General features: G+C 57.6%; 16 protein-coding genes. 7 read left to right on the top strand and 9 right to left on the bottom strand.

Annotated elements, in window-relative coordinates; translation table 11 throughout:
• The first annotated feature begins 1 nt into the window (after position 1).
• The 6 genes from KIN_RS06145 to KIN_RS06120 are packed head-to-tail and all read left to right on the top strand — an operon-like array spanning position 2 to position 3,823.
• Entirely contained in the window at positions 2-367 is a 366-nt protein-coding gene (locus KIN_RS06145; protein WP_159805039.1) for a Na+/H+ antiporter subunit C, read from the top strand.
• Positions 364-1,863, top strand: a complete 1,500-nt coding sequence (locus tag KIN_RS06140) for a Na+/H+ antiporter subunit D (RefSeq protein ID WP_159805038.1) — start codon at positions 364-366, stop codon at positions 1,861-1,863. The genes KIN_RS06145 and KIN_RS06140 overlap by 4 nt, the downstream gene beginning before the upstream one ends.
• Complete coding sequence (locus KIN_RS06135) at positions 1,860-2,339, top strand: Na+/H+ antiporter subunit E (protein ID WP_159805037.1); 480 nt, start codon at positions 1,860-1,862, stop codon at positions 2,337-2,339. Before KIN_RS06140 ends, KIN_RS06135 begins: the two co-directional genes overlap by 4 nt.
• Positions 2,339-2,644, top strand: coding sequence for an MrpF/PhaF family protein (locus KIN_RS06130; protein WP_159805036.1), 306 nt, complete (start codon positions 2,339-2,341; stop codon positions 2,642-2,644). The genes KIN_RS06135 and KIN_RS06130 overlap by 1 nt, the downstream gene beginning before the upstream one ends.
• A complete protein-coding gene (gene mnhG, locus KIN_RS06125; RefSeq protein WP_159805035.1) occupies positions 2,641-3,015 on the top strand; it encodes a monovalent cation/H(+) antiporter subunit G in 375 nt (124 codons plus the stop codon). The genes KIN_RS06130 and mnhG overlap by 4 nt, the downstream gene beginning before the upstream one ends.
• Positions 3,002-3,823 carry an ion transporter gene (locus tag KIN_RS06120; RefSeq protein ID WP_159805034.1) on the top strand — a complete coding sequence of 274 codons (822 nt, stop codon included), beginning with the start codon at positions 3,002-3,004 and terminating at the stop codon, positions 3,821-3,823. Before mnhG ends, KIN_RS06120 begins: the two co-directional genes overlap by 14 nt.
• On the opposite strand, the gene hemN is transcribed toward KIN_RS06120, so the two are convergent.
• The 8 genes from hemN to KIN_RS06080 form a co-directional block, all read right to left on the bottom strand.
• Positions 3,805-5,160, bottom strand: a complete 1,356-nt coding sequence (gene hemN / locus KIN_RS06115; protein ID WP_159805033.1) for an oxygen-independent coproporphyrinogen III oxidase — start codon at positions 5,158-5,160, stop codon at positions 3,805-3,807. The genes KIN_RS06120 and hemN overlap by 19 nt on opposite strands.
• 100 nt (positions 5,161-5,260) lie before the next feature.
• On the bottom strand, positions 5,261-6,406 hold the full coding sequence (locus KIN_RS06110) for an iron-containing alcohol dehydrogenase (RefSeq protein ID WP_159805032.1): 1,146 nt from the start codon (positions 6,404-6,406) through the stop codon (positions 5,261-5,263).
• 4 nt (positions 6,407-6,410) lie between these two features.
• Positions 6,411-7,781 carry an aldehyde dehydrogenase family protein gene (locus KIN_RS06105; RefSeq protein WP_159805031.1) on the bottom strand — a complete coding sequence of 457 codons (1,371 nt, stop codon included), beginning with the start codon at positions 7,779-7,781 and terminating at the stop codon, positions 6,411-6,413.
• A gap of 3 nt (positions 7,782-7,784) precedes the next feature.
• Positions 7,785-9,149 carry a glutamine synthetase family protein gene (locus KIN_RS06100; RefSeq protein WP_159805030.1) on the bottom strand — a complete coding sequence of 455 codons (1,365 nt, stop codon included), beginning with the start codon at positions 9,147-9,149 and terminating at the stop codon, positions 7,785-7,787.
• Positions 9,150-9,212: 63 nt separating this feature from the next.
• Positions 9,213-10,244: a TRAP transporter substrate-binding protein gene (locus KIN_RS06095; protein WP_159805029.1), complete on the bottom strand. Its 1,032-nt coding sequence runs from the start codon at positions 10,242-10,244 to the stop codon at positions 9,213-9,215.
• A 57-nt stretch (positions 10,245-10,301) separates the two neighbouring features.
• Positions 10,302-11,627: a TRAP transporter large permease gene (locus KIN_RS06090; RefSeq protein WP_159805028.1), complete on the bottom strand. Its 1,326-nt coding sequence runs from the start codon at positions 11,625-11,627 to the stop codon at positions 10,302-10,304.
• Positions 11,627-12,196 (bottom strand): TRAP transporter small permease subunit, encoded by a 570-nt coding sequence (locus KIN_RS06085; protein ID WP_159805027.1) that lies wholly within the window; start codon positions 12,194-12,196, stop codon positions 11,627-11,629. The genes KIN_RS06090 and KIN_RS06085 overlap by 1 nt, the downstream gene beginning before the upstream one ends.
• The gene (locus KIN_RS06080) at positions 12,190-12,975 is read right to left on the bottom strand and encodes an N-formylglutamate amidohydrolase (protein ID WP_243144824.1); all 786 of its coding nucleotides are present in this window, start codon (positions 12,973-12,975) and stop codon (positions 12,190-12,192) included. Before KIN_RS06080 ends, KIN_RS06085 begins: the two co-directional genes overlap by 7 nt.
• 121 nt (positions 12,976-13,096) lie before the next feature.
• Between KIN_RS06080 and KIN_RS06075 the strand changes: the two genes are divergently transcribed.
• A complete protein-coding gene (locus KIN_RS06075) occupies positions 13,097-13,969 on the top strand; it encodes a MurR/RpiR family transcriptional regulator (RefSeq protein WP_159805026.1) in 873 nt (290 codons plus the stop codon).
• On the opposite strand, the gene KIN_RS06070 is transcribed toward KIN_RS06075, so the two are convergent.
• Entirely contained in the window at positions 13,970-14,854 is an 885-nt protein-coding gene (locus tag KIN_RS06070) for an MBL fold metallo-hydrolase (RefSeq protein WP_159805025.1), read from the bottom strand.
• Positions 14,855-14,993: the final 139 nt, after the last annotated feature.

Genomic DNA, 14,993 nt, shown 5'->3' with positions numbered 1-14,993 from the left:
GGTGGAAGCTCTACTTGCGATCGCCATCGGCGCGCTTGTTGCCGCCGCCGTCTACTTGATGCTGGCGCGAAACGTGCTGCGTTTCATCTTTGGGCTGGTTCTGATCTCTAACGCCGCCAACCTAATCATCTTTACCGGGGGCCGCTTGACTGAGGGCGTTCCTCCCCTGATCCCAGAAGGCGCCAACCTACCAGCAGCCGACGCGGCAAATGCCCTACCTCAAGCGCTGGTGCTGACGGCAATTGTGATTGGCTTCGGTCTTTTTGCATTCGCGCTCGTTTTGATCTTCCGCGCCTACACAACTCTCGGCACCCTAAATTCCGAAGAGATGCGCGTCGCAGAACCGAAAGGGGATCCGCTGCTGTGAGCTGGACCTTAACGCTTCCACTTGTTCTGCCTTTCCTGACGGCTGTCGCCGCGTTTTTGTTGCGCGCCAACCCAGCGGGACGGTGGGTCAGTGTCGTCGGCTCAGCGCTCCTGCTGATTGCGGCAGGCTCGTTGATGCTGGAGACATTGCGCGCAGGCGTCGTCGTCGGACAGATGGGAAACTGGCCTGCGCCCTTTGGGATCACATTAGTGGCCGACCTGCTCAGCGCGATCATGGTCGTTATCACAGCAATCACCGCGCTTGCGGTATCGGTCTATGCGCTCGCAGATATTGACCGCCGGATGGAGATGTTGGGCTATCACGCGCTGTTCAATGTCCTGATCGCTGGGGTCGTCGGCGCGTTCCTGACCGGTGACCTGTTCAATCTTTATGTCTGGTTCGAGGTCATGCTGATCTCGTCCTTTGGTCTGTTGATCCTTGGCGGGCGGAAGGAGCAAATCGACGGGGGCATCAAATACGTCACCCTCAATCTTGTCTCGACCATCCTGTTTCTCAGCGGGATTGGATTGCTTTACGGGATGACGGGGACGCTCAACCTGGCCGATCTTTCACTCGCCGTCGAAGAGGTTGAGAACAAGGGGTTGCTGACCGTTGTGGCGGTCATGTTCATGATCGCATTTGGCGTGAAGGCGGCGCTGTTCCCCTTGTTCTTCTGGCTGCCTGCGGCCTACCACACCCCGGCGTTTTCGGTATCCGCAGTCTTTGCTGGTTTGCTGACAAAAGTTGGCGTCTACGCCTTGATCCGCATGTTCACGCTGGTCTTTGATCATGACATCGGTTTCACCCATGAGATCCTGCTTTGGGTTGCGGCCCTCACCATGATCACAGGTGTCTTGGGCGCGGCGGCTCAAAGTGATTTCCGCAAGATCCTATCGTTCCACATCGTGAGCCAAATCGGCTACATGATCCTTGGCCTCGCGCTCTATACCCCGCTCGCACTGGTCGGTGCTGTGTTCTATCTGGTTCACCACATCGTCGTGAAAGCCAACCTCTTCCTGATCGCGGGCATCGCCCAAAGGCTCACGGGGTCAACCGAGTTGTCCCGCATAGGTGGACTTTATAAATCCGCGCCGCTGCTGGCGGTTCTGTTTTTGATCCCGGCCTTCTCACTCGCGGGCTTCCCGCCCCTGTCGGGGTTCTGGGCGAAATACGTTCTGGTGCAAGCGACGCTTGAGGTTGAAGCGTGGATCCTTGCTGGCGTTGCGTTGGCTGTGGGCCTGCTTACGATCTATTCGATGACGAAAATCTGGGCAGAGGCGTTCTGGAAGAAACATCCAGAGGGCATCGATCCGACACCGGACAAGCTGGACGGGCCCACGCGCGCAGCGCTCTTGCTGCCCGTTGGATTTCTTGCGACGCTGACGATCATCATCGGGTTCTTCCCGCAACCGTTCGTTGCGCTTGCCGAGGCCTCGGCGGCTCAGCTTCTCGATCCCACCGCCTACGTCACCGCCGTTTTGGGAGGGTCCGAATGAACACGTTCACGACCAATATCCTCTTGGCCGCCTGCTGGGCCGCATTGGCGGGTAGTCTCAGCCTATTCACGCTCTTCACTGGCTTCGTGTTGGGCTACGTCATCCTATGGGTTCTGCAGCCGCTGATCGGCGGAACAGATCGTTATTTCTTACGGGTCTATTATTGGGTGCGGCTGGTTGTAATGTTTCATTACGAACTTGTCGTCTCGAGCGTTCAGGTGATCTGGGACGTGCTAACGCCCCGCCATCTGGCGACACCGATGCTGATCGACGTACCGCTTGATGTGAAGACCGATGCGGGCATCCTGCTGGTCACCAACCTGATCTCGCTGACACCAGGAACGCTCAGCATTGACGTGTCAGACGATAAGAAAACGTTGCTTGTCCATGCAATGTTTGCCGATGACCCTGACGAGATCCGTCAGCAGTTGAAGAACGGAATGGAACGCTGGGTGCGGGAGGCAATAGAGGACTGATGACAGGCACCGAATTTTTGACACTCGCCGTCGATCTCAGCTTCGGAATGGTGATCCTTGCGGTCGCCCTCGCGTTTATCCGGTTGGCGCGCGGACCAAGTCTGCCAGACCGCGTGGTGGCTTTGGACATGATGACCGTCGCGATTATCGCGTTCTGCGGGCTGGCGGCGATCAAATCAAACGACAAGGCCTTTCTGGACGTCGCATTGGTTCTGGCGCTTGTGGGCTTTCTTGCGACGGCCGCACTGGCCCGGTTTGCTGAGCGCCGCAAGAAGCGGCTGTCGGCGAAAGAGGAAGCGTCATGATAGACGTCATTGTTGGCCTCTTCCTTCTTCTCGGCGGACTCTTCGCGATCATTGCATCAGTCGGTCTTTTGCGGTTACCGGACATCCTGATCCGTATGCATGCCTCCACAAAGGTCGGTACGTTGAGCACGGGATTGATCATGTTGGGCGTCGCGATTCATTTCGCTGAAGGTCCCATCATTCTGCGCGTCGTGGCAATCGTCGTTTTTCTTCTTCTGACAGCCCCCATTGCAGGCCATATGATCGGACGTGCAGCCTTGCGCACTGGCGTACCCATGTGGCGTCGGCCCGACGACATGGTGGCAGAGCCTGAAACGGTGAGATCCACCCCGCAAGAGGCCACAAGCAAAGACGGTCATGACATTTCGTGACAAGGTAGACCAGTGGCTTGATACGCCGTTTGTCACCCGGTTTATTCTGGGTGTAATCCTGTTCAATTCGATCATTTTGGGGATGGAGACATCTGCAACCCTGATGGATCAGTTCGGCAGTCTCCTGATTTTACTAGACAATCTCTGCCTCGCGATCTTTGTGGCAGAGATCGGTCTGAAGCTGTTTGCGCGTGGCACACGGTTCTTCAGAAATGGCTGGAACCTCTTCGATTTTACGATCGTCGCGATTGCGCTGCTGCCAACCGGTCAGGGTCTCTCGGTGCTACGAGCGCTGCGCATCTTGCGTCTGCTGCGGGTTATCTCGGTGTCTCCGAGCTTGCGGAAAGTGGTGGAAGGTCTCGTCTCTGCCTTACCGGGCATGGGATCAGTCGTCATCCTGATGAGCATCATTTTCTACGTGGCCTCGGTCATCGCAACGAAGCTCTTCGGGGGCTCCCATCCAGAGTTCTTCGGCTCGCTTGGAGCATCGGCCTATTCGTTGTTTCAGATCATGACGCTGGAAAGCTGGTCCATGGGCATTGTACGTCCGGTCATGGAGGTCCATCCGCAAGCCTGGATGTTCTTCGTCCCTTTTATCCTGGTTACGACGTTCTCGATCGTGAACTTGCTTGTCGGTCTGATCGTCAATTCGATGCAAGAGGTCGGCGGCCGTGAGGCGGTGGACGAAACCGCCCATCACCGGACCGAACTTTTGTCCCGGCTGGACCGCATAGAAACCCAGTTGGCAGGCCTTTCTAGGGACGGCGCTGAGCCAAGCGCCGCCAAGCGTCAGGACGCTTTGGAATAGTTTACCCCATAGGGCGTGTAGGCGTCATAGCAATGAGCGATCATGCGCACCAACGGACGACCTTGCGGCGCGATTGCCAACACAGGTTCGCGTAAGCTGACCAAGCCTGGAAACTTTCGCAAGACGGCGTCATGGATCGGACCGAGGATCGAGACCATTGCGCCAAACTCCTCTTCGAGGATGTCCAGATCAATGTGAAACTCGCACATCAGCATCTCAATCGCGCGACCGCGCAACCGGTCCTCGGCGGTGTGGAAATGTCCACGGTGGCCGGCCAGTTGCCCTGCGTCAATCCGCTTGAGATACGCAGCTGTCGCGGATGCATTCTGGACATACCCTTGCCTGAAGCGTGAGATCGAAGAGGCCCCAAGACCCAAAAGCGTCGGGCACGTGTCGTCCGTATAGCCTTGGAAATTACGCTTGAGTTTCTTGGCCCGCTTGGCAACGGACAAGCTGTCGTCAGGTCGTGCAAAATGGTCAATGCCGATCTGCTCAAACCCGACTTTGCGTAACCGAAGGGCCGCAAAATTCGCCAAATGAAACCGTGCTTCGTCGTCAGGCAGTGCGGTTTCATCCACCAGCGTCTGGCGTTTTGCCATCGTTGGCACATGCGCATAGCCAAAAAGCGCGATCCGGTCAGCATTCAGCGCCAGCACCTGTTCAATGGTTTCGGCGAGCCTTTCTTCGGTCTGATGCGGAAGGCCGTAAACCAGATCCGTGTTGAGTGAGGTAATCCCGGCATCGCGCAGCATATCAACACAGCGCTGCGTGGCTTCAAAAGACTGCTCCCTGCCAATGGCTCCTTGGACTTCTGGCGCGAAATCCTGAATGCCTATGCTCGCACGTGTCATTCCCTCCGCCGTCAGCGCAGCGATCTTTGCGGCATCCACAGCGGTCGGATCGATCTCGACAGAAAACTCGAACGGCGCCGCCGCTGGCAACGCCGCCCTGAGTGCCGCACCGAGCTTATGGATCATCGCGGGCGTCATAATCGTGGGCGTGCCACCCCCCCAATGCAGCCGCCCCATTCGCAGATCCTCCGGCAGCGCATCGCGCCACAAGTCGAGTTCGGCGATCGACGCATCCACATACCGCTCAACCGGTGCAAGCGATGTCGTCCCCTGCGTGCGACATGCGCAAAACCAGCAGAGCCTTTCGCAAAACGGGATATGAACATAGACGGAAACGGGTTCTGACGGATCCAGCCGTTCCATGCATTTCGTTTGGAAAGAGGCACCTGTTGCGGTCGAGAACACGGGTGCGGTGGGATAGCTCGTGTAGCGCGGCACGCGCGCGCTAAAAAGGCCAAGCTTGCGGAGGTGGGTGAGTGTGTCCATGCCCCATTTTAACAGATCCCCGGAGGCATCCGATTTGAGCCAAGACAAACTGACAGAACTCTTTTTCCTGACGCGCAGATCTTTGCTGATGTTATGTGTCCTAAAGACAGGCCAGCAAAAGCTCTCGCGTGTTTGTCTCGGTCATCTCAATTGGATTGCCGCCGCAACTTGGATCCCGCAGGGCTGAGGCCACCAGCGCTTCAACGTCGGGATCCCGGACGCCAAGACCGGTCAACGTCTTCGGAATGCCGAGTTCCGCAATTAAATCGCCGACATAGGTATAAAACCCGTCAAACCCGCCCTCGATCCCAAGATAATGCGCAGCCTGTTCGATCCGCGCGTCAATGGCAGGCCTGTTGAAGGACAACACATTTTGCATAACGACCGCGTTGGTCGTGCCGTGGTGCGTGTGATGGACAGCGCCAACAGGATGGGACAACGCGTGGATCGCGCCCAGACCCTTTTGAAACGCGGTCGCACCCATCGCAGCCGCTGACATCATATGCCCGCGCGCCTCGAGGTTGCCGCCCTCGTGATACGCCACAAGAAGGTTTTCTTTCACGAGCCGCATCCCCTCCAACGCAATGCCTTGGGACATGGGATGATAGTGCGGCGAGCAATACGCCTCCAGACAATGGGCGAAAGCGTCCATGCCCGTGCCTGCCGTAATCATCTTGGGCATTCCGACGGTCAGTTCGGGATCGCAAATCACAACGCTCGGCAAAAATTTGGGATGGAAGATGATCTTCTTCTCGTGAGTTTGGCTGTTGGTGATAACACTGGCCCGCCCGACCTCGGACCCGGTGCCAGCCGTAGTGGGAACAGCCACGATGGGCGCAATGGCGTCCGCATCCGCGCGGGTCCACCAATCGCCAATATCCTCAAAATCCCAAATCGGCCGCGTTTGGCCCGCCATGAACGCAACCAGCTTGCCCAGATCAAGCCCGGAGCCCCCGCCGAATGCTATCACTCCGTCGTGGACGCCATCCTTGAAAGCGCCGATCCCGGCGTCAGCGTTGAGCTCGGTTGGATTGGGATCAACATCAGAGAACATCGCGCGGCCCAGTCCTGCCGCCTCCATCAGATCCAAAGTCTGCCGGGTGATTGCCATGTCGGCCAACCCCTTATCGGTCACCAGCAATGGCTTCTTCATCCCGGCAGTCGCGCACGCGTCGGCGATCTCCGATATCCGCCCTGCCCCAAAGCGAATGGCGGTTGGGTAAGACCAGTTAGCAATCAGGGACATGGGCTCAGGCTTTCTTCAGGTGGTAGGATTTCGGGCGTGTCAGGGTGTGGTAACCGATCATGGACAACCCACCGCCGCGGCCCGTGTCCTTGCAACCGGTCCAGCACAGGCCCGGATCAAGGTAATCCGCGCGGTTCATGAAGACGGTCCCCGTCTCGATCTGATCTGCAATCCGCTCCGCCCGCGCGACGTCCTTTGTCCAAAGGGATGCGGTCAGGCCGTAGCTACTGTCGTTCATCAGCTGAACTGCCTCAGCGTCGCCCTTGACGGGCATTACCCCCACGACCGGTCCAAAACTTTCTTCCTGCATAACACGCATGGAGTGATCCACATTTGTCAGGATCTGCGGCATCAGGTACGCACCTCCGTCCTGCGGGAACAGCGTGGTGTCGATATGAGCCGTCGCCCCCGCCGCAATGGCCTCGGCCGTTTGTGCGCGAACATGGTCGGCAAAGCGCGCCTGTGCCATAGGACCAAGGGTTGTTTCGGGGTCGAGTGGGTTGCCCAGCTTATACGTATTGACCAGCGCGACGGCCTTCTCAACGAACGCATCAAACAGGCTCTCAACCACATAGATGCGCTCGATGCCGCAGCAGCATTGGCCCGAGTTGAACATGGCCCCGTCTATGAGCGTATCGACCGCGACATCCAGATCCGCGTCATCCATAACGTAGCCTGGATCTTTTCCGCCGAGCTCCAACCCCATGCTCGCAAACGTGCCAGCTGCGGCCTGTTCCATCGCTTTGCCGCCCTCAACAGACCCGGTAAAATTGACAAAGTCGAATGATCTGCGCGCGATCAGATCCGAAGTGGTCTGGTGATCCAGAAAAACGTTCTGGAAAACTTCTTCAGGTATACCCGCGTCATGAAACGCCTGCGCCATCCGTTCGCCCACCAGCGGGGTTTGGGAGGCGTGCTTGAGCATCACAGCATTCCCCGCAATCAGCGCGGGGGCCACCGTATTGATGGCCGTCATGTAGGGATAGTTCCAAGGGGCCACGACCAGAACAATCCCATGCGGGACCCGCTTGATAATCCGGCGAAACGCAGCGCTGTTCTCGATCTGAATAGGCGCCAGTGCTTCGGCGGCGATATCGGCCATATGGGTGGCGCGCTCCTCGAAGCCGCCAAACTCGCCGCCGTATCGGATCGGACGTCCCATCTGCCACGCCAGTTCCTCCACGATCTCGTCGTTCATCGCGCCAACATTCGCGACGCCTTCCCGGACACGGGCAATACGGTCCGCGAGGGACTGCGCCGCCCATTCGGATTGCGCCGCGCGCGCGCGGGTCACGGCAGATTGCGCGTCACCGAAAGACAACGTTTCACGCTCCGCATAAACGGAGCCGTCAATTGGCGAGATACAACGGATCATGGCTCAAGCCCTCTCAAAGCCGCGTGCGATTTCCCAATCGGTCACGGCGCGGTCGTATTCTTCCTGTTCCCACTCTGCTGCACGGGTGTAGTGGTCGATCACGTCATCCCCCATCGCCGCCCGCAACATCGCAGAGCCTTGCAGTGTTTCCGTTGCCGCACGCAGGGTGCGCGGAATTTCCTGTGCGTCGGCATCCTCATACACGTCCCCCTTGGTTGCGGGCGCCAATTCCATCTTGTCTTCAATGCCTTTTATACCCGCAGCCAGCATCCCAGCCTGCGCAAGGTAGGGATTCAGGTCGGATCCACCGATCCTGCATTCTACCCGCACGCCCTTGGTTCCCACACCGCACAGCCGGAACCCCGCGGTGCGATTGTCCACGGACCAGACGGTTTTAGTGGGTGCAAATGTCCCTTTGGCGAAGCGCTTGTAGCTGTTCACATAGGGAGCCAGGAAAACCATGTACTCCGGCGCATAGGCGATCAGCCCTGCCATATAGTGCTTCATCAAATCAGACATCCCCAAAGGATCCTCGCTGTCCTGAAACAGCGCGATTTTGTCCTTCCAAAGCGACTGATGGACATGGCTGGAACTGCCGACCCGGTCGGCGGACCACTTTGGCAGGAACGTTGCTGCATGCCCAGCCTGCCAAGCGATCTCCTTAACAGCGTGTTTCGCAATTGTATGATGGTCGGCGCAATCCAGCGCCGGGGCGTAGCGGATGTTCAACTCTTCCTGCCCGGCTTCGGCCTCGCCCTTCGTATTTTCGACGGGCAGGCCAGCGGCGTAGAGGTGATTGCGCAACGGGCGCATCACGACCTCTTCCTTAGTGGTCTGGAGAATGTGGTAATCTTCGTTGTATCCGCTGATCGGATCAAGGTTTCGGTAGCCGTCTTTGCGCAAGGCATCAAAGCTGCGCTCAAACAGGAAAAACTCCAGCTCAGTCGCCATCATGGCGGTGAACCCAAGAGCCTCCAGCCGAGCGATCTGCTTTTTAAGAACCGCCCGAGGCGCATGCGGCACCGGGTCATGCGTGTGATGGTCCAAGACATCACAGAGGACCATCGCCGTGCCTTCAAGCCACGGCACGGGTCGGATCGTTTCCCGATCAGGCTTCATCACGTAGTCGCCATAGCCCGATTGCCAGCTGGTCGAGGCGTAGCCATCCGGCGTAGCCATCTCCAGATCCGTGGCCAGCAGATAATTGCAGCAATGGGTTTCATCGTAAGAGATTTCGATGAAATTCGCGGCGTGGAACCGCTTGCCCATCAGCCGCCCCTGCATGTCCACCAGACAAACAAGCACCGTGTCGATGCTGCCATCAGAGACACGGGATTTTAGATCGTCAAAGCTCAGAGTGCCGGGCATGTCAGAGGTCTTTCACTTTGGGTGGATCGAGGGCCGCAGAAACAGCCCCCGATCAAAAGTATCTTAGCTGTAGCGGTAGGGCCGCCCCGCCTTTTCCATTGTCGCATTGTACTGCTTCAGGATGTCCACGACCCGCCGTTTCACATCGCTTTCGGCAGCGATCTCTTCCCAGAACTCAAGCGCTGCGGTCTCGACGGTCGCCCATTCATCATCGGGAATGGTGGTCAGTTCCATCTTCGTACCTTCCACCCGCAAGCTTGCCTCGCCGCCCCAATACCACCACTGGCGATAGTAGTGCGACTGATCCATGCACATGCGCAGAAGTTCCTGCAGGTTCTCGGGCAGTTCGTTCCAGCGTTCCATGTTCGCAAAGAACGACCCGGCCCATGCGCCTGAAATATTGTTGGTCAGGAAGTAGTTTGTCACATCTGCCCAGCCGACGGTGTAGTCCTCGGTGATCCCGGACCACGCGATGCCGTCCAACTCGCCGGTCTGAACCGCGACCTCGATATCCTCCCAAGGCAGGTTGACCGGGACGACACCGAACTGGCTCATGAAGCGACCCGCCGTTGGGAAGGTGAAGACCCGTTTGCCTTCCAGATCAGCCAAGCTGCGAATGGGATCTTTTGTCGCAAAATGGCACGGATCCCAAGCGCCCGCGCTGATGTGCTTTACACCGAGGGCTGAGTACTGCTCGTCCCAGATCTCGTTCAGTCCGTATTGGTTGAACAACACCGGCACATCCAGCGAATAGCGGGAAGCGAACGGAAAGTAGCCGCCGAACACTGTTACATCCGTGGGCGATGCCATGCTGTCATCGTCGGATTGAACGGCGTCAATCGTGCCGCGCTGCATGGCCTGAAACAACTCGCCCGTGGGGACAAGCTGGTCGGCAAAGTAGAGCTCGATCTGCATCTGATCGCCCGCGATCTTGTTGAAGCTGTCAATCGCAGGCTTGATTACATGTTCGGCCAACGCCGCACCGGCATAGGTCTGAAGGCGCCAGGTGATGGTGCCCTGCGCGAGGGCTGGCGCGGCAAGTCCCGCGGCGGGCGCAACGGCCGCCCCCTGAATAAACTTACGTCTTGTGGTCATCTTTACGCTCCTTATGTTGGATGAGGTTCGGCCCGTCTGCTCGGGCTCTCTTTCTTGTTAAGTTCCATAGACATACCCCGGCAGCCATGTGGCGATGCCCGGAAAGATCATCACCAAGGCAAGGGCCAGAACCATCACCAGAACAAACGGCGTGATGGAAGAATAAATGTCGCGCAACGTGATCTCGGGCGGTGCCATAGCCCGCATGAGAAAAAGGTTATAGCCAAAGGGCGGCGTCATGTAGGCGATCTGCGTGGTGATCGTGTAGAGGATCCCGTACCAGATCAGATCAAACCCCAACTCACCCACCAATGGCACGTAAAGCGGTGCGACGATCACCAGCATCGCGGTGTCGTCCAGAAACGTCCCCATCAGGATGAAGCTGAGTTGCATCAGGATCAGGATGGCCCATGGGCTGAGGTTCAGTTGCTCGGTGAATAGGCTTTCGATGGCCTTAACGGCGCCGAGACCGTCAAAGACTGCGCCGAACGCCAAGGCGGCAAGAATGATCCACATGAACATACAGGTGATCCCCAGCGTCTTGCGCACTGAATTCTCAAAGACGCCCCGCGTCATCCGTCCCTTCAGGATGGCGGCCAGAAACGCCGCCAGCGCCCCAATGGCAGAGCTTTCGACCAGCGACGTCCAGCCGTTCACAAATGGCACCATCATCGTCGCAAAGATCGCCACGGGCAGGATCCCTGCTCGCAAGAGTCGCAATTTTTCTGACATCGGAATGTTACGCTCTTGCTCTGACAGAACCGGTCCCAACGCGGCGTTGGCGCGGCATCGGATCACGATATAGGCAATGAACATCGCTGCCATCATCAGCCCCGGCACGACCCCTGCGAGCCACAGCTGACCGACGGGCTGGCGTGCGATCATCGCGTAAAGGACCAGAACAACGGAGGGCGGCACAAGAATGCCCAGCGAAGACCCCGCTTGCACGACGCCGGTGACCATCCGCTTGTCATAACCGCGCTTCAGCAACTCAGGCAGCGCGATGGTCGAACCAATGGCCATGCCGGCCACGCTCAAACCATTCATCGCAGAGATCAGAACCATCAGCCCGATCGTTCCAATGGCCAGACCGCCACGCAGGCCGCCCATCCAGACATGGAACATCCTATAGAGATCGTCGGCAATTTTGCTTTCAGACAGCACGTACCCCATGAAAATGAACATCGGCAGCGTCAGCAGTGGATACCATTTCATCAGCTTCATGGCCGCCGCGAAGCCAAGATCGTAGCCACCCCGATCGCCCCAAAGCAGAAGTGCCGCAACCACAGCGACAAAGCCAATCGCCCCAAACACCCGCTGCCCGGTCAGCAGCATCAGCATCATGGATGCGAACATCAGCGTGGCGATCATCTCATAGGGCATCAGACCGTTTCGCCCTTTAATCGCAACACATCTTTCAGAAGCTCGGACAGGCACTGCAGGAGCATCAAGAAAATGCCTGTGATCATGATTGCCTTGATCGGCCAAAGGTAGGGTCGCCACGCGGAGGAACTTTGTTCCATTCGGCCGACCTCTTCAGCGCCGGTGAGAAGCCCCGCGAAAAACGATAAGGGTGCGCCGCCCCAATAGCCGAGGGAGTAGGCGGTGGAACTGAGCGCGCCGAACAAGAGAACCGCCAGATAGAACATCAGGAACAGCACCGTCAGCAGGTCAAACCACGCCTTCCGCAGCAACGACCAGCCGCCATAGAGCAGATCCATCCGCACATTCGACCCCATCTGGATCGAATATGGTCCGCCGAGGATGTAATAAGCGACCATGGCGAACTGGGCCATTTCGAGCGTCCAGAGAGACGGCAGGAAGAAGGTCTTCGACACGGAAGACCACAAGAGAATGCCCATCAAAACGAAGATGCCGTACATTACGATCCGTCCGATCCGATAGTTGATCGCGTCGATGACGGCGATGAACCCCCTTACGATGCTCAGCATTTGGCCTCCGCATGGGCGTTGATGGATCCAACAGCGTCCTTCAACCAGCCCCCAAGCATATCGGCAACGGAAGCCTGCATATCAGACGTTTCGATAAGATCGCTTCTGATCTCGATCATCACGTTCAGGCGTCCGGTTGGCAGAGCGTCCACTTGCAATGTGTGGGTTACGCCGTCTTCCGGCCCGTAGGGCGCATTGCGCTTCACCGTCAGTTTTGTATGCGCTGTACATCGGTCCAGCATTGCGTCCGCAAGACGTGCGTCAGCGTCATGTAACACCCCGATCTCGACTGCGCGCGGCTGCCCGCGGTAGATCGGCGTAAAGCTGTGGATCGTGACCAAGACATCCCGACTGGCTGCCTTGAAGGCTTCTGCCACAACGGTCCGGAATGGCGCGTAGATGGCAGCGACGCGCACAGCCTTGTCTGTGTCGGGAAGGTCAATGTTGCCCGGAACGTCAAACATTTCGCTCCGCGCGGGCATGGCATCGGGCGCTTCCGGCGGGCGGTTGCAATCGTAGACAAGCCGAGAGATGCCACCCGCAACGAGCACGGCATCCAACTGATGGGACAGCAGAACCGCGACCTCGAACGCGCCGGGATCCCACGCGATATGGCTTTGGCGGGCGTTTTCCGGCAGACCAAGCCCGTCATAAGCATCAGGAATGAAGTGGGAGGCATGCTCACAGACCAAGACAATTGGACCGGACGCGGATGGGTTCACAACGAAACCCGGCAGGCCGTCCATCATATGATCCGCTGGTGTTGTCCGCGCCGTCATCAGGTCCCCTTCCTGAACAAACGTCTTGCGCGAAATACATTCTGTCAACAAAATACTGTAAAATTTCATTCAGACATATTTTATCTGAAAGAAAATAACCAAAAATAAGGCAACCACGCTTGTGCCCGATAACGCGCTGACCATCGCAGATCGCATTCAGAACCAGTTGGATCAACTGACCCGCGCCGAGCGGCAGCTCGCTCACTCGATCCTTGAGAACTACCCGGCCTCCGGATTGGGCTCTCTTTCGGTCCTTGCCAAAGACGCGGATGTGTCCGCTCCAACCGTCGCACGGATGGTGCAGAAGCTGGGGTTCAAGGGTTATCCTGACTTCCAGACAGCACTGCGGGAAGAATTAAAGGCGAAGGGCAAAACGCCCATGGCGCGCCATGACACATGGGCCGAAGGCGCGCCGTCCGGCCATGTCTTGAACCGCTTCACCGAGGCTGTGATCGACAACATAAGGCACTCTCTTGCTCAAATTGAACCAGCCGAGTTCGACGCCGCCTGTGCATTACTGGGCGACACAGACAGGCGGCTTCACATCGTGGGCGGACGGATCACGCACACTATGGCCGAATACCTGTTCCTGCACATGCAGGTCATCCGGCAAGACGTAAGCTACATTCAGTCGACCACCAATACATGGCCCCACTATCTTCTCGACGTGAAGGCAGAGGATGTCTTCGTGATCTTCGACGTCCGGCGATACGAGAGCAACACGCTGAAACTGGCGGAAATGGCCCGCGAGAAAGGCGCGAAAATCATTTTGTTCACCGATCAGTGGCGCTCCCCCGTTCATGCTTACGCGGATATTTGCTTTAGTACGCGGATTGTCGTGCCGTCCGCGTGGGACTCTGCCGCGACCACGCTGCTGTTGATCGAGACCGTGATTGCCGCGGTTCAGGATATCAACTGGGACAGCACCCTCGACCGCATGGAGCGCTTGGAAGATATGTTCGATCAGACAAAGCTGTTCCGAAAATTCACCTGATCAAAGACCGTTAAGCGGAACCTTCAGAACAGGGTTCCCCTGGTCATCGCGCGGCACCTCGCCCGCCCGCATGTTTACCTGCAAGGACGGGATGATCAGCTTGGGCACCGCAAGCTGCGCATCACGCTCGGTGCGGAATTTCACGAACTCTTCCCGAGTCTTACCGCCGCCCACATGGATATTGTTAGATTTCTCTTCTGCCACCGTGGTTTGCCACATGATATCACGTCCACCGGGCCCGTAATCGTGACAGATGAAGAGACGCATCTCGTCGGGCAGGGACAGAACCTTCTGAATGGAATCGTAAAGTTCGCCCGCGTCGCCGCCCGGGAAATCGGCACGGGCAGACCCTCCATCCGGCATAAACAGCGTATCTCCGACAAAGGCCGCATCCCCGATGACATGAACCATGCAGGCCGGTGTGTGTCCCGGTGTGTGCATTGCAAATGCCGTCATCTTGCCGATCTGATACGTGTCGCCGTCGTCAAAGAGCGCGTCGAATTGACTGCCGTCACGCTGAAACTCAGTGCCCTCGTTGAATATCTTGCCGAACACATCTTGAATCACCGTGATCTTGCGACCGATGCCGATCTTGCCGCCCAGCTTTTCCTGAATGTAAGGCGCGGCGGACAGGTGATCCGCGTGGACATGGGTTTCGATCAGCCATTCCAACGTCAGGTTGTTGTTCTGAATATGCGCGATCATTGCGTTCGCGTGGTCGTAAGTGATGCGACCGGCTGCGTAGTCAATGTCCATAACGCTATCAATGACGGCGCAGGCCTTCGTCTCAGGATCGGCTACGATATAGCTGATCGTGTTGGTCGCTTCGTCGAAGAAGGCCTTCACCTCGGGCGATACACTCATATCAACCGGATACTGCGTCATCATCTTCTCCCGTCCAATCGCGCATTTTCGAACTTCTGTGCGCCCATCACACAATAGCATGATCGCGATCTCAAGTCTGATCGATTGCAACATATCGCCGCTTGACGGTCATGAATTTTCACCATCCCGTTACGGCTGT

Source organism: Litoreibacter roseus (assembly GCF_009811795.1).
Taxonomy (GTDB): Bacteria; Pseudomonadota; Alphaproteobacteria; order Rhodobacterales; family Rhodobacteraceae; genus Litoreibacter; species Litoreibacter roseus.
The sequence above is the reverse complement of the archived record's forward strand: the minus strand, read 5'-3'. Positions and strand labels throughout refer to the sequence as shown.

What these genes read in the sequence shown, in the direction of transcription:
- KIN_RS06135 (WP_159805037.1), top strand. Translation starts at nt 1,860, where the DNA reads ATGAACACGTTCACGACCAATATCCTCTTGGCCGCCTGCTGGGCCGCA.
- KIN_RS06130 (WP_159805036.1), top strand. Translation starts at nt 2,339, where the DNA reads ATGACAGGCACCGAATTTTTGACACTCGCCGTCGATCTCAGCTTCGGA.
- mnhG (WP_159805035.1), top strand. Translation starts at nt 2,641, where the DNA reads ATGATAGACGTCATTGTTGGCCTCTTCCTTCTTCTCGGCGGACTCTTC.
- KIN_RS06120 (WP_159805034.1), top strand. Translation starts at nt 3,002, where the DNA reads ATGACATTTCGTGACAAGGTAGACCAGTGGCTTGATACGCCGTTTGTC.
- hemN (WP_159805033.1), bottom strand. Translation starts at nt 5,160, where the DNA reads ATGGACACACTCACCCACCTCCGCAAGCTTGGCCTTTTTAGCGCGCGC.
- KIN_RS06110 (WP_159805032.1), bottom strand. Translation starts at nt 6,406, where the DNA reads ATGTCCCTGATTGCTAACTGGTCTTACCCAACCGCCATTCGCTTTGGG.
- KIN_RS06105 (WP_159805031.1), bottom strand. Translation starts at nt 7,781, where the DNA reads ATGATCCGTTGTATCTCGCCAATTGACGGCTCCGTTTATGCGGAGCGT.
- KIN_RS06100 (WP_159805030.1), bottom strand. Translation starts at nt 9,149, where the DNA reads ATGCCCGGCACTCTGAGCTTTGACGATCTAAAATCCCGTGTCTCTGAT.
- KIN_RS06095 (WP_159805029.1), bottom strand. Translation starts at nt 10,244, where the DNA reads ATGACCACAAGACGTAAGTTTATTCAGGGGGCGGCCGTTGCGCCCGCC.
- KIN_RS06090 (WP_159805028.1), bottom strand. Translation starts at nt 11,627, where the DNA reads ATGCCCTATGAGATGATCGCCACGCTGATGTTCGCATCCATGATGCTG.
- KIN_RS06085 (WP_159805027.1), bottom strand. Translation starts at nt 12,196, where the DNA reads ATGCTGAGCATCGTAAGGGGGTTCATCGCCGTCATCGACGCGATCAAC.
- KIN_RS06080 (WP_243144824.1), bottom strand. Translation starts at nt 12,975, where the DNA reads ATGACGGCGCGGACAACACCAGCGGATCATATGATGGACGGCCTGCCG.
- KIN_RS06070 (WP_159805025.1), bottom strand. Translation starts at nt 14,854, where the DNA reads ATGACGCAGTATCCGGTTGATATGAGTGTATCGCCCGAGGTGAAGGCC.